Source organism: Pseudomonas sp. D3-10 (genome assembly GCF_051132175.1).
In the GTDB taxonomy this organism is placed as follows: Bacteria; Pseudomonadota; Gammaproteobacteria; order Pseudomonadales; family Pseudomonadaceae; genus Aquipseudomonas.
Genome location: NZ_CP071668.1, coordinates 3,444,853 through 3,469,407, shown reverse-complemented (window position 1 = coordinate 3,469,407; position 24,555 = coordinate 3,444,853). Strand labels below are relative to the sequence as shown.

The following is a 24,555-nucleotide window of genomic DNA, read 5'->3' as shown; positions in this document are numbered from 1 at the left end:
CGGGACAGATCTATTTTGACTTCAACCGCCCCTCGATCGCCACGCGCACGCAGCCCCAGGCGATGACGCCGATGATAAGCAGCTCTGCCAGGCCGATAACCAAGTGGAATGAAAAGGCCACGGGCTGTTCGGTCCAGTAGAAGATCGTCGGGCGAGTGCTGCCGATGCGTATCCGTCCGGTAAACAGCGACGGCGTCCATGCGATCAGACGGGTCAGCTCCAGCACAATCAAGAAAGCGCCAATCAAGGCGAGCAGGGCGCGTGCGGGGATGCCTAGTTGTTCGGTCGACTCAGCCGAAGGCGTGAGTGCCTTCGCTTTGTGTTGCCTGGCGATCTTCGCCGGCGTTGGAGTAGGCCTGTAGGGCACTTTCGAAACGGCCGTCGAACCGACAGCAACCTCCGTGGGCATCGGTACCTGCAGGTAGTCGCTCAGCTCACGCAGCCACCGCTCGGTGCGTTCACTGCCCGGCACCACCGCAACGTTGTCACTTGTCAGGCGGTGGGTGGCGCCATCGCGCATCACCAGCCACAGTTGGGTGTTGGCTGGTTTGGCCTGTTGATGGCGGCGGAGCTCGAGGTGCTTGACGGCGTCGAACCTAAACACCGAATGCACCCGTTCGCGGCGTGCAAAGAAGTTCCAGGTACGGCGCTTGCCTTCACCGTCGATACGCGACAACAGCAAGGTTTCGCGGGTGCCGGTGTAAAGCATCAGCGCCAAGCCTAGGGCAGCAATCAGCAGCAGCCCGAGCACGAGCAGGAGTGAGGCCAATGGATCCATGCCTGTCGGCGACAAGTCGGCATCTGTGATTGCGAGCACGGCCGCCACTGGAAAAATGAAAGTCATCGCGCTTGTCAGCAGCACGAATCCGCCCTGCACCCAATTGATCGAGTGGATATGCAGGTCATCCCGCGCGGTACGCTCGAATCGATATCCAATCAACATGCAGACCTCCTGGCGCACCACTTTCAAGACCGCTTCAAGTTGCGAACAGCCGTTGGCCATGGCTGTTTTCTAGCCGCGCAGAATACCTCTTTCGGCGGGTTCTCGGCATGCTTGATGGTCTGTGCGCGTAGGCATAACCACCGCCGACCAGTTTTCGGTCGATCCGGAACACCGCCAGGCAGGCATTCGGAATGAATTGGGGCCTAAGTCAAACGCCCAAACGCCCGATACGGTGTATCGGGCGTTTGGGTGGGGATGTCCATCTGTCCTAAAAACTGCCTCCCTCGATGTGGTAGACCTTCGGTTCATCCGAAAAATATTCCTCCAATCCCATCATGAATATCCGATGGTCTTCACTCTCTTCGAAACCCGGCGTGTGATCTTCAAGTGACTGCCATCTCACGATCAGGTTGAATTGTTCAGGGGTTTCAATCCCGGGCGCCAGCAAGTGACCGCCGTATCCCTTTGCACGGGTGAGCAGAGGAGCGACCTCGGCAAACGCACGTCGGAACATTTCAATGCGGTCCTTGTGAACGGGGAGCAGGGCGATCTCGTAAATCATGGCGTACCTCGAAATGACATGAACGGTTAAAAGTACGGGCTTATGAGATGAGCGATGGCTCAACGGCGATCGCGATTTTTCCTAGAACGCCGTTGTTGGGACTTTCCAGCCGTGCATGGGCGAGCGGGATGTCGGCAAGGGAATAGACGGCGCCAATGTGTGGCCGCAACTGACCTCGTGCTATCAATGCACTCAACTCATCGAGTTTGCCTCGGTTCTGCCTTGTGAAAACGAAGTGATAACTCGCGTTCTTGCCCCAGGCCTGAACCAGGTTTTGCGGTTGTGCAATGTCCACGATGCTGACTACGCGACCAAGCTGTGCAAGTGTGTCGGGGCTGCGTGACAGTGCATTGCCGCCGATGGTGTCAAACACGACGTCAACCCCACGGCCTTCTGTTTCTCGCATGATGGCCTCGACGTAGTCCTCCTTCTCGTAATCAATGACGACATCGGCCCCCACACTGCGCGCGAATTCGAAGTTCGCCTCGCGCACGGTCGTGTATACCCGTGCTCCGATGGCTTTCGCCAACTGGATCGCCACGTGACCGACACCTCCCGCGCCGCCGTGTATCAGAATGCTTTCTCCCACTCTGAGCGACGCACGCACGACCAGTGCTTCCCACGCCGTCCCGCCAACCAATGTCAGGCTCGCCGCCTCAAGGTGGCTTAGCAACGGAGGCTTTTTGCCGATGATGCTCTCAGCAGCTACGTGGTACTCGGCGTAACTTCCTGGGCCATCGAATATTTGCGGGGTGTACCAGACTTCGTCTCCGGGAGCGAAAGCTGTCACGCCCGGCCCAACTGCTTCGACAACGCCCGAAATGTCGTGTCCGGTGATGGCCGGCAGTGGCACCAGGTCCGGATAGTCGCCGCGTCGGACCTGGTAATCCAAGGGATTGATGGAGGTGGCATGCACCCGGACCAGGACTTGCCCTGCATGCGGCACGGGTTTGGGCACATCGCGAAGTTCAAACGATTCCGCCCCGCCAAATGATTTCAATACCATCGCTTTCATAATGATACCTCATATCTATAAAAAGGGATATCGAGATATCTCGATATCTTACGGCAAAAAATTAGAGCTCTTTCCCTATGATTTCAGCAAGGGTGCTGATGGCCGCTTCATTACGCTTGTAGTAAGTCCACTGACCGATGCGCCTGACTTCCACCAGGCCCACTCGTTGCAGCGTCGCAAGATAACCAGACACCGTGGACTGGGACAATCCGATGCCTTCCTGGATACTGCTGACGCAAACGCCCACCGTGAGAACGTCACCTTCATCCTGCGGAGGGAAGTTCTTTGTCGGGTCCTTCAGGCCTTTCAAGATTTGAAGGCGTGTAGGGTTCGATAGGGCTTTAAATACTTCGATCAATTCCATGGAGTGGATAATATCGAGATTTACCGATATGTCAATACGATTTTCAATGAGTCCTTTGGGCGGTAGAGAACTCCGCGCTTTGGGTCACCCCCAGCACAATCCCTGCGCTTTGAACGTTTCAAGCGCCGCCACCGCGCCGGCATCGAGAAAGGGGCAGGTTTATTGACTAAATAAACCTGCCCCTTTTCGCTTAGAATTCCAGCGAAGCACCGTCCTCCGGAATGTCTACACGCCCCTCAATCCCTTGCTTCTTAACATAGGCGCGCAGTTCTTCACGAGTGAGGGACATATGGTTGATCGCGTCCATGTGCACCGCGACAATGTGTGCGTTTTTCGCGGCTTTTGAGGCGCGAAGCACATCATCTTCACCCATGATGATCGAACCTTCGAATCCCGCCATTTTTGCTTTGCCGGCGTTGAGCACGATTACTTCCGGACGGTACTGGTTGATGGCCTGGTCTACCTCGTTACGCCAAATCGTGTCACCGGCAAGGTAGAGAGTCTTATAGCCTGGCGCCTGGAAAACCACGCCCATGGCTTCGCCCAGAGGTTTTGCGAGCGCTGGCACGGCATACATTTCGTCAGTGCCATGCTGGCCGCCGGTCTTGGTGATTTTGACGCCGCCGAATTCCGCTTCGTCAGTTAGTACGCGTACGTCCTTGAAACCTTGGGAACGAATCAGTTGCGCATCTGCTTCATGTTGAGCGAACAACGGAATGTCTTTAGGCAGCGCTTTTTGTGCGGCATCGTCCCAGTGGTCCAGGTGTGTATGGGTGACGATGACGGCGTCGACCCCGGCGATAACCTTCTCCGGCGATTGGGTGAGATCAACCAAGGGGTTGCGAAGGTTGCTTCGATAGGTGTTTTCAAAACCCGGATAGGCGCCTTTTTTTGCCAGCATCGGATCGATCAGGAAGGTGGTGTCACCGAAGGTGATTTTTACCGTCGCGTTGCGGACCTGCTGCAAATCCAGTTTATGAGGGGCGCCAGGCGCCTTGGGAGTAGTTGAACCGGCGTACGAAGGGGTAGCGGCCACGGCGCAAGCAATGCTGAGGGCAAGCTGTAACGTTCTGAGTTTCATAAAAATCATTCCTGTTGTTTACCACGAGGGGTCCATTCTTGCCGAATGTCTCGGGGGTCAACAGTGGCCCGAACGACACATTTCGATATAATCGGGCCAACTGATCAACGTTGTTCACCTTGAGCCCTACGGGGCGAACCGAGGCTGCCCCCATGCTCTCCGTACGCGTTGCTGTTTTAGCTTTCGAAGGCGTCAGCCTTTTCCACCTTTCGGTGCCGGGAATGGTATTGGGAACCGCCCAGCCTGCGCCCGATGGGCCTCGGTATGAAATCAATTACTGCGCAGAAGTGCCCGGAATGGTCGGTACCGACCAAGACATTGGGTTGTCGGTAAGCCTCGGCCTGGAGCTGATGGAAACCTGCGACGTCATCATCATCCCGGCGTGGGGCGATCAATCCCTGATTGCATCGCCCCAGCTCGTGGAAGCGCTGCAGCTGGCCAACACGCAAGGCAAGCTCATTGTGGGATTGTGTTTGGGGGCATTCGTCCTCGGCGATGCCGGGCTGCTCGATGGAAAGGAAGCCACTACCCACTGGGCTGCCCGTGACCAGTTTGCGCAACGTTTTCCCAAGGTTCGATTCAAACCCGAGGTGCTTTACGTCCGTGCCGATAACATCGTGACGTCCGCGGGCACCGTAGCGGCAATCGATTGTTGCTTGCACCTGGTGCGCGAGCGCCTCGGTGCGGACGTGGCGAATCGCACCGCGAAAATGCTGGTGACGCCACCTCACAGGCCGGGAGGCCAGGCGCAGTATGTTGAACACCCAGTGCCAGCATTCGCTGGCGAGACTCATTTATCCGACGTCCTGACATGGGCCCGAATGAATCTGTCCAGTGACCTGTCTCTCGACGCTCTGGCAGACACGGCGAAGATGAGCAGGCGAACGTTTACCCGTCGGTTCAAGGAGGCGACGGGCACAACCGTGTCCAAATGGTTAACTGCTGAACGAGTGGCCAGAGCGCAGGCATTGCTGGAAACGACTGAGTTGCCCATCGAATGCATCGCAGGGGAGGTGGGGTTTGGGACGTCATTGTCGTTGAGGCAGCACTTTGGCGCGCATCTGGGGACGTCGCCTTCTGATTATCGGAAGATGTTTTGTCTTGGGGTGGGGCGCAAGCGTTGATGGAGATGTATCTTTCGATGGTCTTGCTCACCCCCAACGCGTTCCCAACACAATCCCCTGCGCCTTGAACCCCTCAAGGGCCGCGACCCCCACCGGCATCAACTCACGCACCGTCACTCCTGCCGCCTCGGCCAACGCAACCAGATGCTCCCGCCCGCTGCGCCTATGCTCCGTCAGCGAAACCAGCAGCGCATAAGCCATTGGCGCAAGGCGTGAAAACGTCACGTGCCCACCACGGCGCTGAAGCAGGACCAACGTCGGGGCCGTTGGTTTGTCGATGGGCCGATGATCCGGCCCGATGTCGCACACCGGCCATTCATAGGCGTGTGCCCACGCTAGTTCCGACATCACGGGCGTGCCTTCAACCAGATTGCCGTGGGGATTGTGTGCGGGCTCCACCGCATCATTCAGCAACAGGGCGCTTTCGCTCCATTCGTGTTGCGCCAGCTCGGGCAGCCAGGCGGGGTGGTTCTGCGAGCTGGCACGTTGTTCCAGATAGCTGACAAACTCCCCGCCCAGCTGCGTGAACAGTGGCGTCTGGCAACGGTAGTTCGCGTAAAAATCGTGGACCAGCCATCGCCAGTCAGCGTCTGGCAGGGTTTGGTGGATGACCGGGAAGCTGGCGGCCAGCAGCGATTCGATGCTGCCGATGAACAGTTGCCGGTAGACGGCCAGGCGTCGGGTTTCAATTCCCGGCGGTGGTGGGTTTTGAGGATTGCGGACGTAATTGGCCATGCAGTTGAGTTGGTCGAGCAGTTGTTCAGGCATGGCGGGCCTCCGGTGTTGCCGGGCAAGCGAGTTTTTGAAGGTGTTTGATCTGCCCGACTTCAGCGAGCAGTTCCGACAAGGGTGGGAAGTTGTAGTCGCGTTCCAGCAGGGTTGGTACCGAGCCGAATCGTTGATACGCCTGGTGTAGCAGCGTCCAGACGTCTTGCTTGACGGCCGCGCCGTGGGTGTCGATTTTCAAATCCTCGGCTTCGTCAAAATGGCCTGCGACGTGCAGGTAGGTGACGCGTTGGGCCGGGATGGCGGCGAGGAACTTCTCGGCGTCGTAACGGTGATTGATCGCGTTGACGTAGAGGTTGTTGACGTCCAGCAGCAGGTCGCAGTCGGCTTCCTGTAGCACGGCGGTGATGAAGTCGATCTCGCTCATGGCCTGGAAGGGCGCGGCGTAGTAGGAGATGTTTTCCACCGCGATGCGCTGGCCCAATACGTCCTGAGCCTGACGAATGCGGGCGGCGACGTGATGGACGGCTTCTTCGGTAAAGGGGATCGGCAAGAGGTCGTAGAGGTGACCGCTGTCGGAGCAGTAACTCAAGTGTTCGCTGTAGAGCGCCACGGCGTAGCGATCGAGGAAGCGGCGAGTACCACGCAGCAGTTCAATGTCGAGGGGCTGCGGACCGCCGAGGGACAGGGACAGGCCGTGGCAGGTGATGGGGTGCCGTGCGGCGAGTTGGTCGAGTTGTTCGGCGTAGACGCCGCCGACACCGATCCAGTTGTCCGGGGCGCACTCAAGGAAATCCACGGCGCTGGGGGCCATTTCCAGTAGGTCGCTTAGCAGGGCACGGCGAAGGCCGAGTCCGGCGCCGGAGGGTGAAGTGAACGTGCTCATCGCGCTTCTCCAGGGGATGGCCAAACCCTCCCGGCCTGGGCGGCCGGGAGGGAGGAGCGAACGGGGATTTACTCCTTGGCCTGGCTCATATGGATGAACAGTTCGGTCGGTACTTTCTTGCCATTGGCTGTGTATTGGCCGGTGCGGTACTTGTAGGTTTCCGCCTCGGAGAGGTAGCCGTCGTGGTTACTGTCAATCTTTTCGAACTCGGCTTGCTGGGTCGGCGCGACGGTGAGGAATTCCTTCAGCGACACACGAGCATCGTCGTCAGTGTCGGTACGAGCGAAGGACGCGTCGCCACATTTGCCTTCACCGCACTTGCCTTCTGCCGCGGTGACTTTTTTGCCCGATTCGGCGGCACCGCATTTGCCTTCACCGCATTTGCCTTCGGAGGTCTTTTCAGCCGAAGCCAATTGATAACCCTGGGCCAGGGCGTCAACGGCGAAAGCGGACTGGGCCAGGCCCAAACCGCCGGACAAAGCCAGGGCGGCGAGGGCGAGGCGAGCGGAGTTCGAATTTTTTGTACGCGTCATGAGATTTCTCCAGATAAGAGCTGTGTGGCCCCTGGCAAGCGTTGCGCGGGGCGTGTGCCGTGGCGGTGTCACGTTGCTTGCCCGGTGCTCGGCACGTCGGGTCGAAGCAAGGCGGGACTGGCCTGTTCGGACGGGGCCATTTGGCGCTTGTCGTGTATCTGGGATGTGTCATGCGGCGGTGTGTTTGTATTGCTGTGTGTCGTGGATACAGAGCGCTGCGAACCTTTTTCCGCTGATCCGTATTTTTCGCTTACAGGTGCGTCTGTAACGGTCTCAGTTCTCGTCCCACAATTCGATCGTGCCGCAATGGCTCTATTGGGAGAAAGCTCATGGCGAAGATGGCGATTTTTTTGGGTGGTTTCCTGGCGCTGACGCTGCTGATTGGCGTGCTGGCGACGATCTCGCCTGTTTAAGACAGCTTTTGTGTGGCGAGGGAGCAAGCTCCCTCGCCACACAGCTTTCGCTTGAGAAAAGATGCGCGGATCAGCGGTGCAAGATCACCTGCGCAATGTCCAGCAACGGCATCACCCGTTGGGCGGCGTTGAGTTTGATCGCTTCCTTGGGCATGCCAAAAACCACGCAACTGGCCTCGTCCTGGGCAACGGTGGCGCTGCCGGCATCGAGCATTTCCTTGAGGCCGCGGGCGCCGTCGTCGCCCATGCCGGTCATGATGATGCCCGTGGCGTTACGGCCGGCGAACTTGGCCACCGAGCGAAACAGCACATCCACCGAAGGGCGATGGCGATTGACCAACGGGCCGTCCACCACTTGCACGTGATAGAACGCGCCGCTGCGGGTCACCATCATGTGCTTGCCGCCGGGGGCGATGAGCGCCAGGCCCGGGTGGATGCGGTCGTTGTTCTTCGCTTCGCGCACTTCGATCTGGCACAGGCTGTTGAGCCGGGCGGCGAATGAGGCGGTGAATTTTTCCGGCATGTGCTGGACGATGACGATGCCCGGGCACACGCGCGGCAGGGCCGTCAGCACCGCCTCCAGGGCCTGGGTGCCGCCGGTGGAGGTGCCCATGGCGACGATGCGTTCGGTGGTCTGGGCCATGGCGTGGCCGTTGGCGGCGGGCAGCATCGCGTCAGCGCTGAGTTTGGCCGCCGGGGTCAGCGGGGCGGTCGGGGCCGGGCGTTTGCCCAGGTTGCGGACGTTGACCTGGGCGGCGGCGCGGATGGCCGAGACCAGTTCCGACGCCGAGTCCAGCAAGAAGTTCTTCAGGCCACTAGTGGGCTTGGTGATGATTTCCACCGCGCCGGCGGCCATGGCTTGCAGCGTGGTTTCCGCGCCCTTGGGCGTCAGGGAAGAACAGATCACCACGGGCGTGGGCCGTTCGCTCATGATTTTTTTCAAGAAGGTAATGCCGTCCATGCGCGGCATTTCCACGTCCAGCACGATCACGTCGGGCCATTCCTTCGCCAGTTTATCCATGGCGAAGATCGGATCGGACGCCGCGCCGATAACGTTGATGTCCGGCGTGTCACTCAGGATCGCCAGTAATACCTGACGGACCACGGCGGAATCGTCCACCAGCAATACATTGATTTTTCTGCCTGGCATGGTTAATTCAAGGTCCTTATCGGTTGGTGCCTGACCCAGACATCGCCATTGCACAGGTCGAAAACAATACTTCGGTAGCCAGTGCTACCCATGTCCTGGGCAATCAGGTCCAGGCGATAGAGGGCGGCCATTTCCAGCGCGGCGTTGACGTTCAACCGCGCCACGTCGCCGAACGCCACGTGGCGTTGCAGCTCGGGAAACATTTCGCCGCCGCCGAACAGCTTGAGCTGGTATTCCTCGGGTTCGGTGCGATGGGCCCGCGCCTGGCGGACGAACAACTCAAAGGCTTCATCGGCGTACATCCCATTCAGCGCCGTGGAGCAGCGTACCCGGTTGGGCAACATGAAGTGGCACATGCCGCCGATCTTGCGCCGTGGATGCCAGAGGGTGATGGCAACGCATGAGCCAAGGATCGTGCGCAGCCGGGTCGGGCAGGTCGCAAAGCGAAACTCCCCAGGCCCCAGATAGACTTCGGCGACTGGCTTTATCGCGGCGTTCATGGCTTGCGATAAATCGAAGGCGCGACCAGCTTTAACGCATCGCAAACGCCGTTGAGGCTCTCCGAATGGCTGACGATGAAATACCCACCGGGCTTGAGCCGGGGGATCAGTCGGGCAACCACTTTGCTTTTGGTGGGCTGGTCGAAATAGATCATCACGTTGCGCAGGAAAATCACATCGAACTCCCCCAACTCCGGAAGCGTGTCGTTGAGATTGACCTGGATGAAGTTGACCCGGTTGCGCAACGCCCGATCGATGAGGAAGGTGCCTTGCTGATTGCCGGTGCCCTTGAGGCAATATTTCACGAGTAACGAATGGGGCAGGTTGCGGGCGCGCTCCATCGGATAGTGCCCGGAACGGGCCTTCGCCAACACTTGCATGCTGATGTCCGAGCCGATGACTTCCCAGGGCGTGGTGCCCAGGCTTTCGGCCAGGGTCATGGCGAGGCTGTAGGGCTCCTCGCCGGACGAGCTGGCCGCGCTCCACAGGCGAAAGGTCTTGCCGGGTGTCGCATGGGGCAGCACGTGATCGCGTAGAAAATCGAAGTGCTTGGGCTCACGGAAAAAGTAGGTTTCGTTGGTCGTGAGCAGGTCCAGCGCCACTTGTAATTCGTCGCTGCGCTGGCCGCTCATGATCAGCTTGAAATACTCGCCGTAGCTGTCCAGCTCATAGTGCTTGAGGCGCTTGAACAGGCGCCCGGCCACCAGGGCTTTCTTGGCCGGCGACAGGTTGATGCCGGCGGCCTGGTACAACCAGGATTGAAACTGGCCGAACTCCCGGTCAGTGAGCGCCATTGAATTCACTGTGCGTTCCTTGCAAGTGTCCGTGCTCATGAGTCTGGCGCTTCCAGTGCGGCGGGGCTGGCTTGGGCGAGTTCGGACATTTCGTCGATGGACAGCACCCGATCCACCTCCAGGACGATGACGAACTTGCCCTCGACCTTCGCCATGCCGCTGATGAAGTCGGCGCGAATTTTCGCGCCGAAACTCGGTGGCGGTTCGATCTGCGAGGCCGGGATTTCCAGCACCGCCGATACAGTGTCCACCAGCAGCCCGATGTCCTGGGCCAGGCCGTCAGCGCTGGCGGCCTCGATGATCACTACGCAACTACGGCGGCTGATGGTGGAGTTCGGCCGGCCAAAACGGGCCGACAGATCCACCACCGGCACGACCGCGCCGCGCAGGTTGATCACTCCGCGAACGAAGGCCGGCATCATCGGTACGACGGTCAGGTTGCCGTACTCGATGATTTCCTTGATGCACAAGATGCCGATGGCGAACATCTCTGTGCCGAGCATGAACGTCAGGTACTGCGCTTCTTCCTCGACCGCGCTGGCGGTCTGACGTGTGGTCGCGATGGCGCCCATTGCCTTTTCTCCTTTAAGCAAGCCTATGGAACCGAGCCATCAGAACCGGGTGAATTCCGATTCGTCCGGCGCGCTGGCCATGTTGTAGGCAAACGCCTTGGGCATCACCGGTGCCGGTGCCCGGGCCGGTTTACGGCTGGACGGGCCGGGCGTGTTATCGACCCGGGCGACCTGGAGGGCGGCCTTGGGCGGCGTGTCCAAGGTGAAGAAGCTCATGGCCTGTTGCAGTTGTTCGGCCTGGCTGCTCATCTCTTCGGCGGTGGCGGCCAGCTCTTCGCTGCTGGAGGCGTTCTGCTGGGTCACCTGGTTGAGTTGGGTCATGGCGGTGTTGATCTGCGCCACACCGGCGGCCTGTTCTTCGGACGCGGCGCTGATTTCCTGCACCAGATCCGAGGTCTTGTTGATGGACGGGACCATCTCGTTCAGCAGGTTGCCGGCCTTCTCGGCCATCTCGACGCTGCTGGACGACAGCTCGCCGATCTCCTGTGCCGCGACCTGGCTACGTTCGGCCAGTTTGCGAACTTCGGCAGCGACCACTGCGAAGCCTTTGCCATGTTCCCCAGCGCGGGCCGCTTCGATGGCGGCGTTGAGCGCCAGCAGGTTGGTCTGGTAGGCGATGTCGTCGATGATGCTGATTCGCTGGGCGATTTTCTTCATCGCCACCACGGTCTGCTGCACCGATTCGCCGCCGTCGGTGGCCTCCTTGGCAGCCTTGCTGGCCATGCCATCGGTCACCTTGGCGTTTTCGGTGTTCTGGTTGATGCTGGCGCTCATCTGCTCGATGGATGCGCTGGTTTCCTCGACGCTGGCCGCCTGTTCGCTGGTGGCCTGGCTCATCGATTGGGCGGTGGCGCTGACTTCTTCGGAAGCGCTGGCGAGGTTGTCCGCCGCGTTGCGCACTTCACCGATGATGTGCGACAGCTTGCCGACCATGTTCTGCATGGCGTTGAGCACCATGCCGGTTTCGTCCTTGGAACCGCCATCGATTTTCGCGTTCAGGTTGCCCTCGGCCAGTTGCTCGGCCACCACCGCCGCCTGTTTCAACGGACGGGAAATGATGCGTGAGACGAACAGCGCCAATCCCAGGCCCACCAGCAGGGCCGCGACCAGCACGGCGATGATCGACAGGCGTGCGTTTTCATACAAGCGGGTGCCGTGCGCACTGGCGACGTCAGCGCCGGCCGCGTTGAGCTCGACAAGTTTTTGCAAGTCGTTGGTCACCAGGTCGAAGCGATTCTTGGATTCGCCCTTGAGCATCGCCTGGGCTTGCTCGGTCAGGTTCTGCCGGGACAATGCGAGCAGGTCTTTGCTGATTGCAAGGTAAGAAGCCCAGTCATCGCGGGTGGTTTCGAATGCCTGACGATCCTCAGCGCTGGAGAGCAGTTTCTCGTAAGTGCCCAGGCGCGTTTCGAAGGCCTTTTTGGCTTCCTCGGCTTCTTGCTCGAGGGTGACGCGCTCCTGTTCGGAGTCGGCGGCAATATGGCGATTCTCCTTGAGGCGATAGCTCGCCGCAAAAAAGCGCATGCCTGAAGCGGCGCGCATGGACGGCATCCAGTTCTCACGGATATCAAGGGCGGTGCCGTTCACCTGGCCCAGTTGGATGATCGAGAACACGCCCATGACGGCGGTCAGCGCCAACACCACGAGAAATGAAGCGATCAGTTTGGTGGCGATTCTAAGGTCGTAGAACCATTTCATTGGGGAATACCTCTCCATGGAGTGTTGAAGCGTCAGCGAGCGTTGGCTTGTTGTAATGGGGTCGAGTTGTAGCGGTTTTCTATTTGTGCGATCTGGGTGAGCAGGGCCGGTACGTCGAGGATCAACGCCACGGCGCCGCTGCCCAGAATGGTCGAGCCGCTGATGCCGCGCAGTGCGCCGAACAGCTTGCCCAGGGGCTTGATCACGGTCTGGAATTCACCCAGCAGGTCATCCACCACCAGCCCGGCCTTGAGTTCGGCGTAGCGCACCACCACCACGTTCTGCCGGCGCGAGGCCGGACCTTCGTGATGAAAGTGATCGCGCAAGTACACCAATGGCAGCACCTCGCCCCGCAGGTCGAGGTAGCCTTGTTCGCGGCTGGCGATGCCATCGTCTTCGCTCAGCTCGATGCATTCCTGGACCATGTCCAGCGGAATGACATAGGTGGACTGGCCGATGCCGACCAGGAATCCGTTGATGATCGCCAGGGTCAGCGGCAGTCGGATGCGCACCACGGTGCCCTTGCCCGGCTGGCTGTCCAGGTCGACCGTGCCGCGCAGCAGCGTGATGTTGCGCTTGACCACGTCCATGCCCACGCCGCGCCCGGACAGATTGGTGACGGCCTGGGCGGTGGAAAAGCCCGGTTCGAAAATAAGGTTGTAGATTTCCTGGTCGGTCAGGTTCGCGCCCGCTGCGATCAGCCCACGTTCGTGGGCTTTTTCCAGGATGCGGTCGCGGTTCAGGCCGGCGCCGTCGTCGGCGATTTCCAGCACGATGCTGCCCGAGTCGTGGTAAGCGTTGAGGTGCAGATGCCCCTTGGCCGGTTTGCCTGCCGCCAGCCGCGCCTCAGCGGTTTCGATGCCATGGTCCATGGCGTTGCGCAACAGGTGCATCAGCGGGTCGCCGATCTTTTCCACCACGGTCTTGTCCAGCTCGGTTTCCGCGCCGCTGATGATCAGGTCGATGTCCTTGTCGAGCTCCTGGCTGACATCGCGCACCACCCGACGAAAGCGGTTGAAGGTCTCGCCGATGGGGATCATGCGCAGGCGCAAGGCGCCGTCTAGGATCTCCTCCACCAGCCCGGATACCGACGAGGTGGCTTCCTGCAATGGGTCGTTCTGGCAGTTACGGGCCAACAGGCTGGCGCCGGCGCTGGCGATCACCAATTCACCGACCAGGTTGATAAGTTCGTCGAGTTTGTCGGCATTGACCCGGACGTACGCGCCGTCCTTGGTTTTACTGTCACTGACCACGGCCTGCTTGTCAGGCGCGACCTGGGCAGGCATGCGCGGGCTCTTGCGTTGGTCCGGCATCAGCTCGCCCGTGGTGACCATGGCGGTGCTTTCGTCGCTCTGTGCCTGGGATGTCGCGACCTCGCCGATGCTTGCCTGGGCCTCGACGTCTTGGGCGACGATTTCGATCGCACAGTCTTCTCGGACGAAATCGAACACTTCATTGATCGCGGTATAACCGGCGGCGGAGCGGAACGCGATGTCGAAGCCCAGGTAGCAGGATTCGGCATCCCAGGTGTCGATGGCCGGCATCGCCTCGGTGAGCGTGGTGATGTCGACGATTTCACCCAGGGTCTGCAAGTAGCGCAGGAACGACAAGGGGTCCATGCCGTTGCGGAACACGTCCTGGCCGAAGCGCAGGGAGATGTGCCAGAGGCACGCTTCGGCTGAGCCGGTTGGCTCGGCTTGGGTTTCCCGATCCGGTTCTGTCGCGGTCGGGGGCGCCTGGTACTCCTGCAGGAGCTGGCACAGTTCCATTTCCCGCGCCAGGGCAGGGGGCTGCAACGTCGAGCCCTGGTTGGCGACCACGTCGATTAATTCGAGCATGTGGTCGCCGGACTTGAGCAGCACCGCGATCAAGCCAGGGTCCACCGCGACGCTGCCCTCGCGCAGGCGATCGAGCACGTCCTCGACGATGTGGGTAAAGCTGACGATCGGCTCCAGGCCGAACAGTCCAGCCGACCCTTTGATCGTATGGGCCGCTCGGAAAATCGCGCCGATGGCGTCATCGTCGCCGGGGTCGTTTTCCAACTGCAGCAACGATTCTTCCATCGCCTGCAGTTGTTCACGGGCCTCGACGATGAAGGTTTGTTGTGCCTGATCGAGATTGATGCTCACGCTCATATCCTTTGTCGTGTCCGACGTGTTGCAAAGGGACTATGCAACCAGGTTGCACAGCGCCAGTGTTTCGGTGACGGCTTTGCTTGGGTCGGCCACCGTCAGTTGGGTCCCGGCCTTGGGCGCCTCGCGCTGTACCATCAGCAGCAATTGCAGGCCGGCGCCATCCATCTCGGTGATCTGCGACAGGTCCAGTACCATGGCGGGCGTGGCCCCCAACCGTGGCAGCAATTGCGCGGCCAGGTCGGCGGCGGTGTAGATCGTCAGCTCGCCGTCGATCTGCACCTGCGCGGTGTCATTTTCTACTTCGTACAGCAGCGGCATTGAAGCCTCCAGCCATCAGGGAAGAATCAGCTTGGACACCGCCGCCAGCATCTGCGCTGGCTGGAACGGCTTGACCACCCAGGCCTTGGCGCCTGCGGCCTGGCCCTCTTGCTTCTTCGATTCCTGGGATTCGGTGGTGAGCATGATGATCGGCGTGAACTTGTAGCTGGCCAGTTTCTTGACCTCCTTGACGAAGGTGATGCCGTCCATGTTCGGCATGTTCACGTCGCTGATGATCAGGTGCACTTTCTGGCCGTTGAGCTTGCCCAGTGCATCCTTGCCATCGCTGGCCTCGATCACGTCGTAGCCGGCACTTTTCAACGCGATGCCGACGACCTGCCGAACGCTCGCGGAGTCGTCGACAACCAATACATTTTTCGCCATGAGGGGCTCCTAGAAGAAGGTTATTTCCTGTGAAGTCTGTTGCGCGGCCGAGTCGCCGTGATGGTTGCGGCGTTGCTCGTCGGTGGCGTAGGTGGTTTCCATGCGCGCCAGCCATTGGCGGGCGTCGATGGAGCTGGCCTGTTCGGGCGACTGGCTGGCTTGCTGCATGTGCACATGCAGGTCCTCGATGTTGTCGCGCACGTGGCTGAGGATCTGGCTGACCCGATCCTGGAATTGCAGGCTGACCAGCACTTGGGTGAGTTCGTCTCGAATACCGAAACTCTCCCGTTGCAACATGTCGGCCGAATCGGCGAGGCGCCCGGTGACGCTCTGGAAGCGTTCGAGCACGCGTTGGATGCTGCCTTCGGACACGGCCACGGACTGGCTGTCCTGGTCGGCGCCGCTGGAAGCCGCCTGCACCAATTGGGTGATGGCGGTGTTGATGACATCGACCTTGGCCGACATCTGTTGGCCGGTCTCGCTGGACTTGCTCGACAGGGCGCGCACGGCGTCTGCCACTACCGCAAAACCGCGTCCGGCTTCGCCTGCGCGGGCGGCTTCGATGGCGGCGTTGAGGGCCAGCAGGTTGGTCTGGGCGGCAATCGCCGCGACGTCGGCGGCCATGGTCCGTAGCTCGCCGGTGTAGGCGGTCAGATTACGCACCTGGGCCAAGGTTTCATCACGGCTGGCCTGGGTGGACTTGAGCGAATCGATCACCTTCACCAGTTCGCCTTCGCTCTGTGCCAGCACCTGGACGGCACCGCCGCCACCACTGCCAGCCAACTCGCCAGCGGCCAGTTGCGAGGCTTGCACGGTCTCTTCAAGGCGCGAGGAAATGCCGGTGAAGCGGCTGGTCAACGAGACGATCGCGGTTTCTGTCTGCTGGCGTGAGCTTTCGACTTGCTTGGCCCAGATCGGCATCGCGCCGAGGATCACTTCGTTGAGTTGCGCGCTGCTTTTGTGAGCGCCATGGTCGGCTGCTTGCAGTTCATGATGGGCGATGGCCGCTGCGGCCACCTTGTCCAATTGCAGGCGCTGCGAGCGCGCGCCCCAGATACCGGCACCCACGCCAAGGACCAGAAGCACAGCACTGAAACCGATGTTTTGAGCGCTCGTGCCATTGAGTACCAGCAGCCCTGCGCCGGCGATGATGGCAACGATCAAGGCGTGCCAGGAGGTGTGCGTCTGGGATGTGGCAAGGGAATGGTCGTGGGAATACGACATCATGGTTCGGTCCTTGAACAGTATTGCTGACAGGATATTTGCGAATAACTGGTTATCTGCAAAGTCGACCCGGTCTTGAGGACCAGTCGTCCGGTTTTGGAAAAAAAGTGGCACATTGCTATCGCAGAATAGACGAGATCCTGGAAATGTCGAGGTGGCCTGACCTGTGGAAGAAATCACGGTGAACCTCAACAGTGTTCGTCAGATCATTCTCTGAAACACAATGAAAGGATTGAGCTAAATTACCCGCACCAGTTTTCGAACCTGCCATCGAGCCCTCATGCCCACCCAGCCTCTCTGGAAAACCTACCTGCTGTTCTTGGCCCCCATGGTCTTGTCCAATTTCCTGCAATCGATGTCCGGTACGCTCAATAGCATCTACATCGGCCAAATGCTCGGCACCCAGGCCCTGGCGGCAGTATCGGGGATGTTTCCCATCGTGTTTTTCTTCATCGCGTTGGTGATTGGCCTGGGCGCGGGGGCAGGGGTCTTGATCGGGCAGGCCTACGGCGCCGGCGAGACGGGAACCGTGAAGGCGATTGCCGGCTCGACGCTGCTGCTGGGGGCAATCATCGGACTGACGGCGGCGATCCTCGGCAGTGTTTTTGCCCGCGAGGGGCTGCAAGGCCTCGGAACGCCCGCCGACGTGCTGGAGGATGCGGTGTCGTATGCGCGGGTGATGATGTGGATCCTCCCGATGCTGCTGGTGTTTGTGCTTTTCACCCAGCTATTGCGTGGTGTCAGCGATACCGTTTCGCCGTTGCTGGCGTTGCTGGTGTCCACCAGCGTCGGGATGGCGCTGACGCCGGCGTTGATCCGTGGCTGGCTGGGGTTGCCGCAGATGGGCATCCAGAGCGCGGCGCTGGCGGGGCTGGTGGGCACCGCGTCGGCGATGGCGATGCTGGCGTGGCGCCTGAATCGACGGGCCCATGCCTTGGCGCCGGATCGGGCGCTGTTCGCGGCGATGCGCCTGGACAGGGACATCCTCGGCAAAGTGCTGCGCATCGGCCTACCCACCGGATTGCAGATGGTGGTGATCTCGCTGTCGGAGTTGGTCATCCTGGCCCTGGTCAATCGCCACGGGTCCCAAGCCACGGCCGCCTATGGCGCGGTGACGCAGATTGTCAATTACGTGCAGTTCCCGGCGCTGTCGATTGCCATCACCGCGTCGATCCTCGGCGCCCAGGCCATCGGCGCCGGACGCCTGGAACGCCTGGGGCCGATCCTGCGCACCGGGATGCTGATCAACGTCTGGTTGACCGGTGGGCTGGTGCTGCTGGGGTACCTGTTGTCCCACTGGTTGCTGGGCCTGTTCATCACCGACCCGGCGGCGCGGGTCCAGGCCGAGCACCTGTTGCACATCATGCTATGGAGCCTTTTGGTGTTCGGCTTCCAGGCCATCATCGGTGGCATCATGCGCGCCAGCGGCACGGTGCTGATGCCGGTGGCGATCTCGATTTTCTGCATCATCGGCGTGCAAGTTCCGGTCGCCTACCTGCTGGACGCACACTTCGGCCTGCAAGGGGTGTGGATGGCGTTTCCGGTGGCTTACCTGAGCATGCTGTTGCTGCAGACGCTGTATTACAAACGGGTCTGGCAGCACCAGCGGATCGAGCGGTTGGTGTAACCGGCCCGACATGGAACCCTTGGGAGGCAAGCTCGCTCCCACAGGGTTAGTCACCTTTTCCGATTTACGAGGATCCCGATGTCCGCAGAACTCCCCACCGTCGCCTACCGCGCCTTACTCTTCGACATGGACGGCACGCTGCTCAATTCCGTCGCCGCCACCGAGCGGATCTGGACCCGCTGGGCCATGCGCCATGGCCTGGACGTGGCTAAATTCCTGCCGACTATCCATGGCGTGCGCGCCGTCGACACCGTTGCCCGCCAGAACCTGCCAGGAGTGGATGCCCAGGCCGAGGCCGCGCAGCTCACCATCGAAGAAATCGAGGACGTGGAAGGGGTGGTCGAGGTGCCCGGTGCGCTGGCCTTTCTCAAGAGCCTGCCGCCGACGCAATGGGCGATTGTCACCTCGGCGCCGATGGCCTTGGCTTTGCGTCGCATGGAAGCGGCCGGGATTCCGCGCCCCGACGTGATGGTGACCGCCGAGGACGTGAGCGCCGGCAAGCCGAATCCAGCGTGCTACCTATTGGCCGCACAACGCTTGCAAGTTGCTCCGCAGGAATGCCTGGTGTTCGAGGACGCAGAAGCCGGAATCAAGGCTGGCGAGGCGGCGGACATGGACGTAATGGTAGTGACGGCCACGCATACGCACCCGGTGGTGACGGTGCATTCGCAGATCGCGGATTACCGTGGGCTGAGTGTCGCGGTGGATGATGGATTGCTACGCTTCTCAAACCAACGCTAGCCCCCTGTGGGAGCGAGCCTGCTCGCGAAGGCGTCATGTCAGTCATATCAATAATGGCTGAACCACCGCATTCGCGAGCAGGCTCGCTCCCACATTTTTAACCTCAGCGATTTCGGGATCAGGTCACTACCCGATAGCACGGCACATACGCCGCGCCGCCCGGCAGTTTCATCCGGTGTTGCGCGACAAAGGCCTGGAGCAGGCGATCCAGCGGCTCCATGATCGCGGGATCACCATGGATCTCGTACGGGCCGTGTTCTTCGATCAGGCGGATGCCCTTGTCCTTCACGTTCCCGGCCACGATCCCCGAAAATGCCCGGCGCAGATTGGCGGCCAGTTCGTGGGAGGGCAGGTCGCGGCTCAAGCCCAGGCTGGCCATGTTGGCGTGGGTAGGGTCGAACGGGCGTTGGAAACCTTCGTCGATTTTCAGCAGCCAGTTGAAATGAAAGGCGTCGTTGCGCTCGCGGCGGAACTGCTTCACTTCTTTGAGCCCCTGGGTCATCTGCCGCGCCACTTCGGCCGGGTCGTCGATGATGATCTGGTAGTGCTTCTGCGCGGCTTCGCCCAAGGTCGCGCCGACGAACGCGTGCAACTGCTCGAAATACGGCGTGGCGCTTTTAGGCCCGGTGAGGATCACCGGGAACGGCAGGTCCTGGTTTGCCGGGTGCATGAGAATGCCCAGCAGGTAGAGAAATTCTTCCGCCGTACCGGCGCCGCCCGGGAAGATGATGATGCCGTGGCCGACGCGCACGAAGGCTTCCAGACGCTTTTCGATATCCGGCAGGATCACCAGTTCATTGACGATCGGGTTCGGTGCCTCCGCGGCAATGATGCCCGGCTCCGTCAGGCCCAGGTAGCGGCCACCCTGGATGCGTTGCTTGGCGTGGGCGATGGTGGCGCCTTTCATCGGGCCTTTCATCACGCCGGGACCGCAGCCGGTGCAGATGTCCAGGCTGCGCAGGCCCAGTTCGTGGCCGACTTTCTTGGTGTACTTGTATTCTTCGGTGTTGATCGAGTGGCCGCCCCAGCACACGACGATTTTCGGTTCCACGCCAGGGCGCAAGGTGCGGGCGTTGCGCAGCAGGTGGAACACGTAGTCGCTGATACCCTGTGACGAGCTCAGGTCGATGCGCTGGCTGTCCAGCTCGTTCTCGGTGTAGACGATGTCGCGCAGGGCGCTGAAGAGCATTTCCCGGGTGCTGGCGATCATCTCGCCGTCGACGAACGCATCGGCCGGCGCGTTCAGCAGCTCCAGGCGTACACCACGGTCCTGTTGGTGGATGCGAATCTCGAAGTCCTTGTAGGCTTCCAGGATGGTCTTGGCGTTATCGACATGGGCGCCGGTGTTGAGAATCGCCAGGGCGCACTGGCGGAAAAGATCGTAGATGCTGCCGGAACCGGCTTCGCTCAGTTGCTGCACTTCGCGCTGGGACAAAGTCTCCAGGCTGCCCTTGGGGCTTACCGAAGCGTTGATTACATGTCTTTGAGTCATTCAGCTTTCCTTGAAAACGATGCCGCTCGCACGACGGCGGCATCTTGAAAAAAACGTCCACGCAGGAAGATCGCACGATCCTTGCGGTATCGCCATGGACTTTGATCCGGATCCATCGGGTCGGTTGCAACACAAAATGAGCCCCAGCATAGCTAAATCGACCGGGCAGGCGATAATGCGCGAGTCTTTTCACGCCATACAAGGAAATTGCGACGCGATGTTCGAGATCAAACCGTGGGACGCCGCCGACTACCGGCAACAGACCCGTCGCAGCACCCTCATCGTGGCCGTGGTGTTTCTGGCGCTGGCAATGCTGTTGTCCAGCCTGGCGGTGATGCTGTTCGGTACACCCGGGGGCGATAATTTTCGCTTCAATGTCGGCGGCGTTTTCGCTGCCGTGCTGGTGATGGTCGGGCTGATGCGCGGCTATTTCTGGTCGCAGCCGTGGATGGCCGCTGCGGTGTATGGCTGGCAGCTCAAGCGCAGCCTGATGAGCGTCACCAACGTGATGCACCAGGTAAAGGCCGGTGTGCAGGCCCGGGATCCGGCAGCGATGAAGCTACTGCGTTTCTATCACCTGGGCCTGGCCCAGATGCACCGGCTGGATGCCAATTCCAGCGACCACGCCTCGTTGGTCCGTGAGGCCGACGAGCATCTGGAAAACATGCAGGCGCTGGGCCTGGATTCAGAGCAATCACGCCTGGACCCGGCCTGGATAGACTCGGTCAAACAGGCCTACGGCGAGCGCCGCTAACGGCCGCTCATCGGTTGCCTCGGGAAAAAAATAAACCCCGGTCTTCCAATGCCTTTCTCATGAGCAGTCATGGAAAGGAGAGTCGAGATGACTGGAAAGATGGTTCATGGAACCTGGGCCCTGTTGTGTGTGGCTACAGTGGGATTGGCGGGCTGCGCGGGCGGTAACAGCCACTCACCGGTAGACGCGCCAGGCGCCGCGAAAAGCCCAACCACCGCGACGCTGGAAGCGGGGGCCGGGATCATGCAGAACAAACCCCCTTTGCAAGCGTTGGATACCTACCTGGACGGCTTTCATTTTTATAACGGCCGGATGTCCGGGCAAATGGAAGCGCACCATTACTGCACGGCACTGAACGAAGAAGTGTTCCAGTGCGCCATCTTCGATGCCAACAGCGCCAAGGCCAAATTGGTGGGCGTGGAATACATCATCAGTAAGCGCCTGTTCGAAAGCTTGCCCGCCGCCGAAAAGCAGCTGTGGCACAGCCATGTGCATGAGGTGAAGTCTGGACAACTGGTCGCGCCGGGCATACCGGAGGTGGCGGAAACCCGCTTGATGAAGAACCTGGTCAGCACTTACGGCAAGACCTGGCACACCTGGCACACCGAGCAGGGCAACGCTCTGCCTTACGGCGTTCCGCAGTTAATGATGGGGTTCACCGCCGATGGGCAGATCGATCCGCAATTGGTGCGCGAACGCGACCGCCGGTTGGGCATCGACAGCGAAGCGAAGAAACACGCCCGCGAATCGATCAGCGCACCGGACATCGATCCTGGCGCGGATGCGTGGCGCAAAGGGCAGGTGTGGCAGATAAAGGATCCGACGGGGCATACCCATTAAAATCACTTGAACAAATGCTTTGTGGCGAGGAAGCTAGCTCCCGCTGGGCTGCGAAGCGGCCGAGGGCAAACCATCTAGATATATATGTTCTGTTAATACGAGTTGGGCTGCTGTGCAGCCATCGGGAGCAAACTCCCTCGCCACGGGGGCAGGGAGTTGAAAAGAAAGGTTATATACGCTACGGCTGTTTGAAATGCCCCGGAACATCATGTTCCGTTTCGTTTGGCTTGGTTCTTTTCTGAACTTGAACATCGCTGATCTTGACGCTCTTTAATTCAGTAAAAGACACTCTCAGAAGTGCCTCGGCTTCTTCGGTGGTAAGCGTCTCGGTGTCGCCTGCCAATACCCGGCTATCGGGTTGGCCGTCGGCGATGAAACTGACGATGAATCGATCCTGGCTCATTCGTTACCTCGACAAGTCAAGCGCCAGGACGCAGCAGAGCTGCGCCCCAACGGTTCTCGGGTTACGACTTCCTGCCGCCGCCGTGGCTGCGTTCGCCACCTTTCTTACCGGCTTCAGAGGCTTTTTCCCGATCATTTGCAAAATTGCCGCCGGAAGCGTGTCCGCCTTTCTTGCCGGCTTCGGATGCTTTCTCACGGTCGTTTGCGAAATTACCTGGATTTTTGTTTCCGCTATTAGCCATTTCGAGAATCCTCATTTTGGTTAAGCGAGTAAATCGTGCCTCGCAGTATTGTGAAAGAAAACCGCGGATGGAAGTTTAGAAAAAACGTTTCGCTGGCGACGAACGGTAGTGAGTTGAAAAGTGCTGCCGAAAAAAACTTATACAGCCGTTTCGCTTGAGCTTTTACAACATCGAAAAGATTAATTAACAAAGCGGCGGCAAATGATATTTATTCATCGAATAACTCAGTCCTCGCCGCCGCTCACTTTCCAATGCTTGGCTTCGGGTGGAAACACCACTTGTTCAACCCTGTGGGCAATGCCAAAGGCCAGTGAGTTTTCCGCCGGGATCACACGCTCCTCGGCGCACAGGCACTTGAAGATATCCAGTTGCGTGGCGGCACCGGCGGTTTCCTTGACGTAGATTTCCACATACCGCGCCACGTCGTTGTCCAGGCTGGACAGGTATTCGCGCAAGCGCGAGTGATCCACCGACTTCTGGCCGAAATACCAATTCATCGGGTGGATCAGGAAGCGCGAGTGGGGCGTGGTGGTGCGGTCGCTGGCGGCCAGGTACATGACGATGCCCATCGACTCGATGTTGCCGGCGTTCACGGCGCGCACCGGCACGGGAAGAGACTTGATGAAGGTGTATAGGGTGAAACCGAAGTTCGTGCTACCGCCGACCGTAGAGAGGTTGAGCATCAGCGAGTCGGCGCCTTTTTCAATGGCTTCCAGGCAATTGTCCCGAAAGCGCTCGGTGGTTCCTTGATCGATCTGGCAATGGAAATGGACGATGTGTTCGGACATCTGAAACTCCTCTCGACTTACGCGTTGACGAGTCTGCGGATCAGCGGCTCTGTACAGTTGGGAGTCCGCCGGCTGTCGGATGTTCCACTTCCGTCACTCGCTTATCGAGGCCCGCAGCGCTCGATTGCTTCGGTCAACAGGCTTCGACGGCTTGGGCCATGCGCTGCAGGAACATCGTCAGCGCAGCTTCTTGGGCACTCAGGCCTTTGCGAACCCGGGGCTTGGGCAGTTCGTGCAGGACGCCGCGCATGAAACCTTCCACAACGGCGGGGTGGATATAGCATTTACGACAGACGGCGGGCGTGTTGCCCAACTGTCGGGCGACCTGCCTGACCATCTCGGCCACGTGCCGCTTGGCCTCGGTTTCGGTTTCCCACTGCAGTGTGCGCAGGCCGTCCAGCGCCGCCGCGCTGCCTGCCCAGGTGCGGTAGTCCTTGGCGGTGAAATCGGCGCCGGTGAGGGTCTTGAGGTAGGCGTTGATATCCGAAGAAGTGATGGCGTGGCGCTCGCCGTTTTCATCCAGGTACTGGAACAGGTTCTGCCCGGGCATTTCCTGGCAGCGCTTGACGATCCGCGCCAGGCGCCGGTCCTTCACGGTGATCTGGTGTTCGATGCCGCTCTTGCCCCGGAACTGGAAAGCGATGGCGCTGCCATTGACCGCGACATGCTTGTTGCGCAGGGTGGTCAGGCCGTAGGAGCGGTTGTCCCGGGCGTATTGTGTATTGCCGACGCGAATAAGGGTGACGTCGAGCAAGGTGATGACCGTCGCCATGACTTTGTCGCGGCTGAAGCCGGGGGTGGCGAGGATCTCTTCCAGGCGTTTGCGCAGCCGGGGCAGGGTGCGGCCGAATTCCAGCATGCGTGAATACTTGTCGGCATCGCGCACTTCGCGCCAGCGCGTGTGATAACGGTACTGCTTGCGCCCACGGGCATCGCGCCCGGTGGCTTGGAGGTGGCCGCGCGGGTCGCAGCAGATCCAGACGTCGGTGTAGGCCGGCGGAACGGCCAGGGAATTGATGCGTTGGATTTCGGCCGCGTCAGTGATGCGCTGGCCCGAAGGATCGAAATAGCAGAATTTGCCTCGCAGTTTCCTGCGGGTGATGCCCGGCGCAGTGTCATCGACATAGTGCAAGTCGGCCGGGAGTGCATCGGGCAGCGGGGTGTCGGGCATGGTTGATCCTTGGCGATGAATTCAAATGGCCTGTGAACTCATTGACCTCTGCCCGTTGCGGTCGTGCCGAGATTCT

27 protein-coding genes are annotated in these 24,555 nt (G+C 60.2%); 5 read left to right on the top strand and 22 right to left on the bottom strand.

All coding sequences use genetic code 11. The annotated features are described in order from the left end of the window. Positions 1–10 precede the first annotated feature (10 nt). The 5 genes from J3P90_RS15540 to J3P90_RS15520 all read right to left on the bottom strand — a co-directional run bounded on the left by J3P90_RS15540 (position 11) and on the right by J3P90_RS15520 (position 3,965). Complete coding sequence (locus J3P90_RS15540; RefSeq protein WP_434676584.1) at positions 11–943, bottom strand: hypothetical protein; 933 nt, start codon at positions 941–943, stop codon at positions 11–13. Between the two features lie 268 nt (positions 944–1,211). Then, complete coding sequence (locus J3P90_RS15535; RefSeq protein WP_420767681.1) at positions 1,212–1,505, bottom strand: antibiotic biosynthesis monooxygenase family protein; 294 nt, start codon at positions 1,503–1,505, stop codon at positions 1,212–1,214. A gap of 40 nt (positions 1,506–1,545) precedes the next feature. Further along, on the bottom strand, positions 1,546–2,520 hold the full coding sequence (locus tag J3P90_RS15530; protein WP_434675002.1) for a zinc-dependent alcohol dehydrogenase family protein: 975 nt from the start codon (positions 2,518–2,520) through the stop codon (positions 1,546–1,548). 61 nt (positions 2,521–2,581) lie between these two features. Further along, positions 2,582–2,884 carry an ArsR/SmtB family transcription factor gene (locus J3P90_RS15525; protein ID WP_434563579.1) on the bottom strand — a complete coding sequence of 101 codons (303 nt, stop codon included), beginning with the start codon at positions 2,882–2,884 and terminating at the stop codon, positions 2,582–2,584. Between the two features lie 190 nt (positions 2,885–3,074). Beyond that, complete coding sequence (locus tag J3P90_RS15520; RefSeq protein ID WP_434650737.1) at positions 3,075–3,965, bottom strand: MBL fold metallo-hydrolase; 891 nt, start codon at positions 3,963–3,965, stop codon at positions 3,075–3,077. 152 nt (positions 3,966–4,117) lie between these two features. On the opposite strand from J3P90_RS15520, the gene J3P90_RS15515 reads away from it, so the two are divergent. After that, positions 4,118–5,089, top strand: a complete 972-nt coding sequence (locus tag J3P90_RS15515) for a GlxA family transcriptional regulator (protein WP_434610928.1) — start codon at positions 4,118–4,120, stop codon at positions 5,087–5,089. Positions 5,090–5,116: 27 nt separating this feature from the next. Here the strand turns inward: J3P90_RS15515 and J3P90_RS15510 are convergent, their stop codons facing one another. From J3P90_RS15510 to J3P90_RS15455, 12 genes are all read right to left on the bottom strand, one after another. Beyond that, positions 5,117–5,857, bottom strand: a complete 741-nt coding sequence (locus J3P90_RS15510; RefSeq protein ID WP_420767686.1) for an HvfC family RiPP maturation protein — start codon at positions 5,855–5,857, stop codon at positions 5,117–5,119. Next, a complete protein-coding gene (locus tag J3P90_RS15505; RefSeq protein ID WP_434610933.1) occupies positions 5,850–6,701 on the bottom strand; it encodes an HvfB family MNIO-type RiPP peptide maturase in 852 nt (283 codons plus the stop codon). The genes J3P90_RS15510 and J3P90_RS15505 overlap by 8 nt, the downstream gene beginning before the upstream one ends. 68 nt (positions 6,702–6,769) lie before the next feature. After that, entirely contained in the window at positions 6,770–7,234 is a 465-nt protein-coding gene (locus J3P90_RS15500; protein ID WP_434675001.1) for an HvfA family oxazolone/thioamide-modified RiPP metallophore, read from the bottom strand. A 483-nt stretch (positions 7,235–7,717) separates the two neighbouring features. Beyond that, positions 7,718–8,797 carry a protein-glutamate methylesterase/protein-glutamine glutaminase gene (locus tag J3P90_RS15495; protein WP_434675000.1) on the bottom strand — a complete coding sequence of 360 codons (1,080 nt, stop codon included), beginning with the start codon at positions 8,795–8,797 and terminating at the stop codon, positions 7,718–7,720. Positions 8,798–8,799: 2 nt separating this feature from the next. Next, positions 8,800–9,297, bottom strand: a complete 498-nt coding sequence (gene cheD / locus J3P90_RS15490) for a chemoreceptor glutamine deamidase CheD (RefSeq protein WP_434563593.1) — start codon at positions 9,295–9,297, stop codon at positions 8,800–8,802. Beyond that, a complete protein-coding gene (locus tag J3P90_RS15485; RefSeq protein ID WP_420767691.1) occupies positions 9,294–10,130 on the bottom strand; it encodes a CheR family methyltransferase in 837 nt (278 codons plus the stop codon). Before J3P90_RS15485 ends, cheD begins: the two co-directional genes overlap by 4 nt. Beyond that, entirely contained in the window at positions 10,127–10,663 is a 537-nt protein-coding gene (locus J3P90_RS15480; protein WP_420767692.1) for a chemotaxis protein CheW, read from the bottom strand. The genes J3P90_RS15485 and J3P90_RS15480 overlap by 4 nt, the downstream gene beginning before the upstream one ends. A 39-nt stretch (positions 10,664–10,702) precedes the next feature. Beyond that, positions 10,703–12,361: a methyl-accepting chemotaxis protein gene (locus tag J3P90_RS15475; protein WP_434563595.1), complete on the bottom strand. Its 1,659-nt coding sequence runs from the start codon at positions 12,359–12,361 to the stop codon at positions 10,703–10,705. A gap of 32 nt (positions 12,362–12,393) precedes the next feature. Next, positions 12,394–14,490, bottom strand: coding sequence for a chemotaxis protein CheA (locus J3P90_RS15470; protein WP_434674999.1), 2,097 nt, complete (start codon positions 14,488–14,490; stop codon positions 12,394–12,396). Positions 14,491–14,529: 39 nt separating this feature from the next. Continuing rightward, the gene (locus J3P90_RS15465) at positions 14,530–14,814 is read right to left on the bottom strand and encodes an STAS domain-containing protein (RefSeq protein WP_420767695.1); all 285 of its coding nucleotides are present in this window, start codon (positions 14,812–14,814) and stop codon (positions 14,530–14,532) included. 15 nt (positions 14,815–14,829) lie between these two features. After that, positions 14,830–15,198, bottom strand: a complete 369-nt coding sequence (locus J3P90_RS15460; protein WP_003180343.1) for a response regulator — start codon at positions 15,196–15,198, stop codon at positions 14,830–14,832. A gap of 9 nt (positions 15,199–15,207) precedes the next feature. After that, positions 15,208–16,119, bottom strand: a complete 912-nt coding sequence (locus J3P90_RS15455; RefSeq protein WP_434676583.1) for a methyl-accepting chemotaxis protein — start codon at positions 16,117–16,119, stop codon at positions 15,208–15,210. Positions 16,120–16,702: 583 nt separating this feature from the next. Here J3P90_RS15455 and J3P90_RS15450 point away from each other — a divergent pair. Then, positions 16,703–18,049 (top strand): MATE family efflux transporter, encoded by a 1,347-nt coding sequence (locus J3P90_RS15450; protein WP_434563601.1) that lies wholly within the window; start codon positions 16,703–16,705, stop codon positions 18,047–18,049. 78 nt (positions 18,050–18,127) lie between these two features. Further along, positions 18,128–18,790, top strand: a complete 663-nt coding sequence (locus tag J3P90_RS15445) for an HAD family hydrolase (protein WP_434674998.1) — start codon at positions 18,128–18,130, stop codon at positions 18,788–18,790. Positions 18,791–18,908: 118 nt separating this feature from the next. On the opposite strand, the gene ppnN is transcribed toward J3P90_RS15445, so the two are convergent. After that, positions 18,909–20,282, bottom strand: coding sequence for a nucleotide 5'-monophosphate nucleosidase PpnN (ppnN, locus tag J3P90_RS15440; protein WP_420767699.1), 1,374 nt, complete (start codon positions 20,280–20,282; stop codon positions 18,909–18,911). 217 nt (positions 20,283–20,499) lie between these two features. Between ppnN and J3P90_RS15435 the strand changes: the two genes are divergently transcribed. Beyond that, the gene (locus J3P90_RS15435) at positions 20,500–21,036 is read left to right on the top strand and encodes a DUF3087 family protein (protein WP_434610951.1); all 537 of its coding nucleotides are present in this window, start codon (positions 20,500–20,502) and stop codon (positions 21,034–21,036) included. An 87-nt stretch (positions 21,037–21,123) separates the two neighbouring features. Further along, a complete protein-coding gene (locus J3P90_RS15430) occupies positions 21,124–21,876 on the top strand; it encodes an OBAP family protein (RefSeq protein WP_434674997.1) in 753 nt (250 codons plus the stop codon). A gap of 178 nt (positions 21,877–22,054) precedes the next feature. Here J3P90_RS15430 and J3P90_RS15425 read toward each other — a convergent pair whose 3' ends face one another. From J3P90_RS15425 to J3P90_RS15410, 4 genes are all read right to left on the bottom strand, one after another. Further along, positions 22,055–22,279: a hypothetical protein gene (locus J3P90_RS15425; protein ID WP_420767702.1), complete on the bottom strand. Its 225-nt coding sequence runs from the start codon at positions 22,277–22,279 to the stop codon at positions 22,055–22,057. A 61-nt stretch (positions 22,280–22,340) separates the two neighbouring features. After that, positions 22,341–22,520, bottom strand: coding sequence for a general stress protein (locus tag J3P90_RS15420; RefSeq protein ID WP_186614672.1), 180 nt, complete (start codon positions 22,518–22,520; stop codon positions 22,341–22,343). Positions 22,521–22,744: 224 nt separating this feature from the next. Beyond that, positions 22,745–23,308 carry an ATP-dependent Clp protease proteolytic subunit gene (locus J3P90_RS15415; protein ID WP_030142235.1) on the bottom strand — a complete coding sequence of 188 codons (564 nt, stop codon included), beginning with the start codon at positions 23,306–23,308 and terminating at the stop codon, positions 22,745–22,747. 133 nt (positions 23,309–23,441) lie between these two features. Then, positions 23,442–24,479, bottom strand: coding sequence for a DNA topoisomerase IB (locus J3P90_RS15410; protein ID WP_434563609.1), 1,038 nt, complete (start codon positions 24,477–24,479; stop codon positions 23,442–23,444). Positions 24,480–24,555 lie beyond the last annotated feature (76 nt).

What these genes read in the sequence shown, in the direction of transcription:
- J3P90_RS15540 (WP_434676584.1), bottom strand. Translation starts at nt 943, where the DNA reads ATGTTGATTGGATATCGATTCGAGCGTACCGCGCGGGATGACCTGCAT.
- J3P90_RS15535 (WP_420767681.1), bottom strand. Translation starts at nt 1,505, where the DNA reads ATGATTTACGAGATCGCCCTGCTCCCCGTTCACAAGGACCGCATTGAA.
- J3P90_RS15530 (WP_434675002.1), bottom strand. Translation starts at nt 2,520, where the DNA reads ATGAAAGCGATGGTATTGAAATCATTTGGCGGGGCGGAATCGTTTGAA.
- J3P90_RS15525 (WP_434563579.1), bottom strand. Translation starts at nt 2,884, where the DNA reads ATGGAATTGATCGAAGTATTTAAAGCCCTATCGAACCCTACACGCCTT.
- J3P90_RS15520 (WP_434650737.1), bottom strand. Translation starts at nt 3,965, where the DNA reads ATGAAACTCAGAACGTTACAGCTTGCCCTCAGCATTGCTTGCGCCGTG.
- J3P90_RS15515 (WP_434610928.1), top strand. Translation starts at nt 4,118, where the DNA reads ATGCTCTCCGTACGCGTTGCTGTTTTAGCTTTCGAAGGCGTCAGCCTT.
- J3P90_RS15510 (WP_420767686.1), bottom strand. Translation starts at nt 5,857, where the DNA reads ATGCCTGAACAACTGCTCGACCAACTCAACTGCATGGCCAATTACGTC.
- J3P90_RS15505 (WP_434610933.1), bottom strand. Translation starts at nt 6,701, where the DNA reads ATGAGCACGTTCACTTCACCCTCCGGCGCCGGACTCGGCCTTCGCCGT.
- J3P90_RS15500 (WP_434675001.1), bottom strand. Translation starts at nt 7,234, where the DNA reads ATGACGCGTACAAAAAATTCGAACTCCGCTCGCCTCGCCCTCGCCGCC.
- J3P90_RS15495 (WP_434675000.1), bottom strand. Translation starts at nt 8,797, where the DNA reads ATGCCAGGCAGAAAAATCAATGTATTGCTGGTGGACGATTCCGCCGTG.
- cheD (WP_434563593.1), bottom strand. Translation starts at nt 9,297, where the DNA reads ATGAACGCCGCGATAAAGCCAGTCGCCGAAGTCTATCTGGGGCCTGGG.
- J3P90_RS15485 (WP_420767691.1), bottom strand. Translation starts at nt 10,130, where the DNA reads ATGAGCACGGACACTTGCAAGGAACGCACAGTGAATTCAATGGCGCTC.
- J3P90_RS15480 (WP_420767692.1), bottom strand. Translation starts at nt 10,663, where the DNA reads ATGGGCGCCATCGCGACCACACGTCAGACCGCCAGCGCGGTCGAGGAA.
- J3P90_RS15475 (WP_434563595.1), bottom strand. Translation starts at nt 12,361, where the DNA reads ATGAAATGGTTCTACGACCTTAGAATCGCCACCAAACTGATCGCTTCA.
- J3P90_RS15465 (WP_420767695.1), bottom strand. Translation starts at nt 14,814, where the DNA reads ATGCCGCTGCTGTACGAAGTAGAAAATGACACCGCGCAGGTGCAGATC.
- J3P90_RS15460 (WP_003180343.1), bottom strand. Translation starts at nt 15,198, where the DNA reads ATGGCGAAAAATGTATTGGTTGTCGACGACTCCGCGAGCGTTCGGCAG.
- J3P90_RS15455 (WP_434676583.1), bottom strand. Translation starts at nt 16,119, where the DNA reads ATGCCGATCTGGGCCAAGCAAGTCGAAAGCTCACGCCAGCAGACAGAA.
- J3P90_RS15450 (WP_434563601.1), top strand. Translation starts at nt 16,703, where the DNA reads ATGCCCACCCAGCCTCTCTGGAAAACCTACCTGCTGTTCTTGGCCCCC.
- J3P90_RS15445 (WP_434674998.1), top strand. Translation starts at nt 18,128, where the DNA reads ATGTCCGCAGAACTCCCCACCGTCGCCTACCGCGCCTTACTCTTCGAC.
- ppnN (WP_420767699.1), bottom strand. Translation starts at nt 20,282, where the DNA reads ATGACTCAAAGACATGTAATCAACGCTTCGGTAAGCCCCAAGGGCAGC.
- J3P90_RS15435 (WP_434610951.1), top strand. Translation starts at nt 20,500, where the DNA reads ATGTTCGAGATCAAACCGTGGGACGCCGCCGACTACCGGCAACAGACC.
- J3P90_RS15430 (WP_434674997.1), top strand. Translation starts at nt 21,124, where the DNA reads ATGACTGGAAAGATGGTTCATGGAACCTGGGCCCTGTTGTGTGTGGCT.
- J3P90_RS15425 (WP_420767702.1), bottom strand. Translation starts at nt 22,279, where the DNA reads ATGAGCCAGGATCGATTCATCGTCAGTTTCATCGCCGACGGCCAACCC.
- J3P90_RS15420 (WP_186614672.1), bottom strand. Translation starts at nt 22,520, where the DNA reads ATGGCTAATAGCGGAAACAAAAATCCAGGTAATTTCGCAAACGACCGT.
- J3P90_RS15415 (WP_030142235.1), bottom strand. Translation starts at nt 23,308, where the DNA reads ATGTCCGAACACATCGTCCATTTCCATTGCCAGATCGATCAAGGAACC.
- J3P90_RS15410 (WP_434563609.1), bottom strand. Translation starts at nt 24,479, where the DNA reads ATGCCCGACACCCCGCTGCCCGATGCACTCCCGGCCGACTTGCACTAT.